This window comes from Rhodobaculum claviforme (assembly GCF_016653255.1).
Taxonomy (GTDB): domain Bacteria; phylum Pseudomonadota; class Alphaproteobacteria; order Rhodobacterales; family Rhodobacteraceae; genus Rhodobaculum; species Rhodobaculum claviforme.
The window spans coordinates 1-4,712 of the sequence record NZ_NHSD01000217.1 but is presented as its reverse complement, the minus strand read 5'-3'; the positions used below and the strand labels follow the sequence as shown (position 1 = coordinate 4,712).

The window sequence follows — 4,712 nt, the reverse complement described above, 5'->3', positions numbered from 1 at the left end:
CGGCATGCGCTCTTTGATGACCGGCCTAATCATCGTTGGCGTGATCACGCTGGCCGGCGGCGAAACCGACACCTGACTGGTACCTGGCAGCACCGGAGTGGGCCGATGAACGACAGCTACCAGGTCTACGATTCCCGTTTTCGGGCGTTGGTGCAGCCCAACGCCTGGCTGGAACGGCTGTGGACCGGCGCGCGCTGGACCGAGGGGCCAGTTTATTTTGCCGATACCGACGTGCTGGTCTTCAGCGACATCCCGAACAATCGGATGATGCGCTGGGTCGACGGGATGGGCGCGGGCGTCTTTCGTTGTGATTCCAACTACGCCAACGGCAACACCCGGGATCGGCAAGCTCGGCTGGTGACGGCGGAACATGGCGGCCGCCGGATCACACGTACGGAACCGGACGGCACGGTCACGGTCCTGGCCGACCGGTTCGAGGGCAAGCCGCTGAATTCGCCCAACGACCTTGTGGTGAAATCCGACGGCACTGTCTGGTTCACCGATCCGCCCTACGGCATCATCAGCGACTACGAAGGTCACAAGGCCGCGCAGGAGCAGACGCGTTGCCGGGTCTATCGCCTGGAGCCGGAAAGCGGCCGGATTGACGCGGTCGCCGAGGACTTCGTTAAGCCCAACGGCCTCGCGTTCTCCCCGGACGAGCGCGTGCTCTACATCTCCGATACCGGCGCGTCGCACGATCCGGATGGGCCGCACCACATCCGTGCCTTCGACGTCGAGGACGGGCGTCGCCTGACCGGCGCTCGCGTCTTCGCCGAGGTATCGCCTGGCGTGCCGGACGGTTTCCGGCTGGATACCGATGGTAACCTTTGGACCAGTGCCGGTGACGGCGTCCACTGCTACGCCCCGGACGGCGCGCTGTTGGGTAAAATCCCGGTGCCTGAGGTTGTTGCCAATGTGACGTTTGGCGGGGCGAAGCGGAATCGTCTGTTCATCACGGCGACCAGCTCGCTCTATGCCATTTTTCTGTCCGTGAGTGGGGCGCAGGCGCCATGAGCGCGGATTCCACGCGGGTGTGGTCTTCCCGGCGCGCTGCGCAGCGGTTTGAGTCCATCGCGACCGGCCGGCATCGCCTCGCCAAGGCTGGTTAAGGTTCAGAATCGGAGGTCTTCATGGAAAAGCGTATCGGTTTCATCGGCGTGGGCCTTATGGGCTACGGCCCCGCCCGCCTGCTGTTGGAGGCCGGCTATCCGCTCACCCTGCTGGGTCACCGCAATCGCGCGCCGGTGGACGATCTGGTCGGGCGCGGTGCGCAGGAAGCCGAAACGGCAGCCGAACTGACGCGCAACGTGGACGTGGTGATCACCTGTGTTTCGTCCTCGGCGATCATGGAAAAGCTGGTCCACGGGGACGACGGCATCGCCGCGGGCGCGCGCGAGGGGCAGGAAAACATGAAGCAGCACAGGAACCGATCCCGGGACGCTGCGTTGTTCCATCGAAGTGCAACAGAAACAGGAGAGTTCCATGAACTGGGATATCGTCAAGGGGAAATGGAAACAGGCCGTCGGCAGCGCCAAGTCGAAATGGGGCGAGCTGACGGACGACGACCTGCAACAGATCGACGGCGACCGTGAGCGCATGGTCGGCAAGGTTCAGGAAAAATACGGCGTCGCGCGTGACGAGGCCGAAAAGCAGGTCGACGACTGGGCCAAGAAGATCTGAGCCTGATCGTCATTGCCGTTGTTTCGATGGGCCGCCGGGGGGATACCTCCGGCGGCCCAAGTCTTTTCCAGCCTGGTATTTTTCTGGGCGTGTCATCGGGGCAGGCGGCTGATCGCCCCCGCAGGCGGTCGCGGCGTCTGGAGTTTCGAGATGTTTTTTGTCGCCGGTCCGAAAACACAAGGGAACCGGTTTCGATCCGTCACGTTGTTTATGCAAGCGCCCCGAATGGGTGCGATCGAAATGAATGGAGACGATCAATGAAGACCCTCATGATGACGACGGCGCTGGTTGCGGCCACGGCTTTCGGTGCGGCCGCGCAGACGGGTGCGGCCGACATGACCGGCACCACCCAAGGTGGCGTTCCGGCTTTTGTGTCCAGTGATTTCACGGGCATGACGCTGTACACCCTCGGCCGCGACTCGACGGGCGAAATGGGCGATGCGCAGCGTGACCAGACGCGCTGGAGCAGCTCGGACCGCTTCCTCGAGGAGCGTGACGACTGGCAGAGCATCGGCAGCATCGATGATGTCGTGATGACCAAGGACGGTGAGGTCCGGGGCGTCCTCGTGGATGTCGGCGGTTTCCTGGGCTTTGGCGCCCGCACGGTGATGGTGGCGTTTGACGATCTGTACTTCGTCACCGAAGACGCCGACGCCGAGACCGTGGACGACTTCTTCGTCGTGATCGAGATGTCCCAGGATCAACTCGAAAACCTGCCGGAATGGGACGAGGAGCAGCTCCGCATCGGGTTCGAGTCGCGCAGCCAGTCCGAGGCAGGCGCGATGCCGCGGGACGGCGACTCGGCGATGGCCACGCGCGGTTCGTCGGAGACCTTTCCCGAGGGCTACACCATGCTCGAGGGTGAGGAGCGCACCGCCGACCGTCTGATGGGCGCCGATGTCCATGACGCCAACGGCGAAACCATCGGGTCGGTCAATGATGTCGTGATCGGCGACGACCAGCGCATCACCGACGTGATCGTCGATGTGGGTGGCTTCCTCGGGATGGGGTCGCACACGGTCGCGCTGCCGATCGAGGACGCCCGCATCGGGTGGCACGATGAGGACGGCGACGCCCGGGTGCAGGTGTCGATGACCGCTGACCAGCTCGAAAACATGCCCGAATACGAAGGGTGACCGGCTGCGTCCCGCCGTTTGGTGGGATGGCTGTCACGGCAGGGGGGTCCGCAAGCGCGGGCCCCTTTTGCGTGGTGTGCCCCCCCCCCCGGGGGGCCGGTCGGTCAGCCGCCGCGGTAATTCGGGCTTTCGCGCGTGATCTGCACGTCGTGGACATGGCTTTCGCGCAGGCCCGCGCCGGTGATGCGCACGAAGCGGCATCCGTTGCGCATCTCCTCGATGGTGCGATTGCCGGTGTAGCCCATCGCGGCGCGCAGGCCGCCCACCAGCTGGTGCACCACCGCCGCCGCCGTCCCCTTGTAGGGGACCTGGCCCTCGATCCCCTCGGGGACCAGCTTGTCTGAGGCCGCGTCCTTCTGAAAATACCGGTCGGCCGAGCCGCGCGCCATTGCGCCCAGGCTGCCCATGCCACGATAGCTCTTGTAGCTGCGGCCCTGGAATAGCACCAGCTCGCCCGGGGATTCGTCGGTGCCCGCGATCGCGCTGCCGACCATCGCCGCCGAGGCGCCCGCCGCGATCGCCTTGGCGAAATCGCCCGAGAACCGGATGCCGCCGTCGGCGATGATCGGCACGTCGCCCGCCGCCGAGACCGAATCGAGGATCGCGGTGAATTGCGGCACGCCCACGCCCGCGACCACCCGCGTGGTGCAGATCGACCCCGGCCCGATGCCCACCTTGACCGCATCCGCGCCCGCACCGATCAGCGCGCGCGTCGCCTCGGCGGTGGCCACGTTGCCCGCGATCACCTGCACGTCATTGGAGGCGGTCTTGATCCGCTCCACCGCGCGCGCGACGCCTTCGGAGTGGCCATGCGCGGTATCGATCACCACCACATCCACGCCCGCGTCCACCAGCGCCATCGAGCGTTCGAACCCTGCGTCGCCCACGGTGGTGGCCGCCGCAACCCGCAGCCGCCCCAGTTCATCCTTGCTCGCGCTGGGGTTCAGCACCGCGCGGTCGATGTCGCGCAGCGTCAGCAGCCCGGTCAGCCGCCCGTTGTGGTCGGTGACCAGAAGCTTCTCGATCCGGCGCGCCTCCATCAGGCTGCGCGCCTGGGCCCGGTCGGCGGGTTCGCGCAGGATCGCGAGGTTGTCCGAGGTCATCATCACCCGCACCGGCGTCCCCGCGTCCGAGGCAAAGCGCATGTCGCGGTTGGTCACGATCCCCAGCACCCGCCCGTCCTTGTCCACCACCGGAAAGCCGGTGACGTTGTAGCGGTCCTGGAGCGCGCGCGCGTCGGCCAGCGTCTGGTCGGGGGTCAGGGTGATGGGGTCGAAGATGATGCCCGATTCGAAGCGTTTGACCCGGCGCACCTCGTCGGCCTGTGCCTGGGGGTCGAGGTTGCGGTGGATCACCCCGATCCCGCCCGCCTGCGCCATGGCGATGGCCATGCGCGCCTCGGTCACCGTGTCCATGGCCGACGACAGCAGCGGAATGTTCAGCCGCACCGTGCGGGTGATCCGCGTGGCCGTGTCCGCGTCCGACGGCAGCACGCTGGACGCCGCCGGCACCAGCAGCACGTCGTCGAAGGTGAGCGCTTCGCGAATGTCCATGGCCTGTCCCCCGCTGGATGCCTGTGGCGCGTGCCTGTCCCACGCGGGCGCGCGATTGGCAAGGGGCGCGGGCGGGCTGGGCTCAGCGTCCGGCGATCAGGGCGGCGAGTTCGCGGCGCAATTGATCGCCCGCCGCCCCGAGGGCCGCCGCGGCGCTGTCCATGGCATCGGCAAACGCCACCAGCCCCGCCGGTGGCGCGGCCGCCGTGCGCGCCTGTGCATACAGGGCAACCGCCACCACGCCCACGGCCAGCACCGCAAGCAGCCCCACCACAAGGCCGCGGTATCGCGCGCGCGCCGCCGGTGGCGTGGCGCCATCGGCGGCGATCGGGCCGGGCGCATC

General features: G+C 67.1%; 5 protein-coding genes and 1 pseudogene. 4 read left to right on the top strand and 2 right to left on the bottom strand.

The window, feature by feature from the left end; all coding sequences use genetic code 11:
- Positions 1-105 precede the first annotated feature (105 nt).
- From CCR87_RS07645 to CCR87_RS07630, 4 genes and pseudogenes are all read left to right on the top strand, one after another.
- Complete coding sequence (locus CCR87_RS07645; protein WP_027287123.1) at positions 106-1,014, top strand: SMP-30/gluconolactonase/LRE family protein; 909 nt, start codon at positions 106-108, stop codon at positions 1,012-1,014.
- A gap of 116 nt (positions 1,015-1,130) precedes the next feature.
- Positions 1,131-1,412, top strand: a pseudogene (locus CCR87_RS17705) (NAD(P)-binding domain-containing protein); the annotation flags it as partial.
- A gap of 70 nt (positions 1,413-1,482) precedes the next feature.
- Entirely contained in the window at positions 1,483-1,680 is a 198-nt protein-coding gene (locus tag CCR87_RS07635; RefSeq protein ID WP_201156956.1) for a CsbD family protein, read from the top strand.
- 257 nt (positions 1,681-1,937) lie between these two features.
- Entirely contained in the window at positions 1,938-2,816 is an 879-nt protein-coding gene (locus CCR87_RS07630; RefSeq protein WP_201156955.1) for a PRC-barrel domain-containing protein, read from the top strand.
- Between the two features lie 104 nt (positions 2,817-2,920).
- Here CCR87_RS07630 and guaB read toward each other — a convergent pair whose 3' ends face one another.
- Together guaB and CCR87_RS07620 are read right to left on the bottom strand one after the other, a co-directional pair.
- On the bottom strand, positions 2,921-4,369 hold the full coding sequence (gene guaB, locus CCR87_RS07625; protein WP_201156954.1) for an IMP dehydrogenase: 1,449 nt from the start codon (positions 4,367-4,369) through the stop codon (positions 2,921-2,923).
- A gap of 82 nt (positions 4,370-4,451) precedes the next feature.
- On the bottom strand, positions 4,452-4,712 hold a 261-nt coding region (locus tag CCR87_RS07620), incomplete at its 5' end, for a hypothetical protein (RefSeq protein WP_201156953.1).

Bases quoted from the DNA above. Each gene is read 5' to 3' on its own strand.
- CCR87_RS07635 (WP_201156956.1), top strand. From the start codon at position 1,483: ATGAACTGGGATATCGTCAAGGGGAAATGGAAACAGGCCGTCGGCAGC.
- guaB (WP_201156954.1), bottom strand. From the start codon at position 4,369: ATGGACATTCGCGAAGCGCTCACCTTCGACGACGTGCTGCTGGTGCCG.
- CCR87_RS07645 (WP_027287123.1), top strand. From the start codon at position 106: ATGAACGACAGCTACCAGGTCTACGATTCCCGTTTTCGGGCGTTGGTG.
- CCR87_RS07630 (WP_201156955.1), top strand. From the start codon at position 1,938: ATGAAGACCCTCATGATGACGACGGCGCTGGTTGCGGCCACGGCTTTC.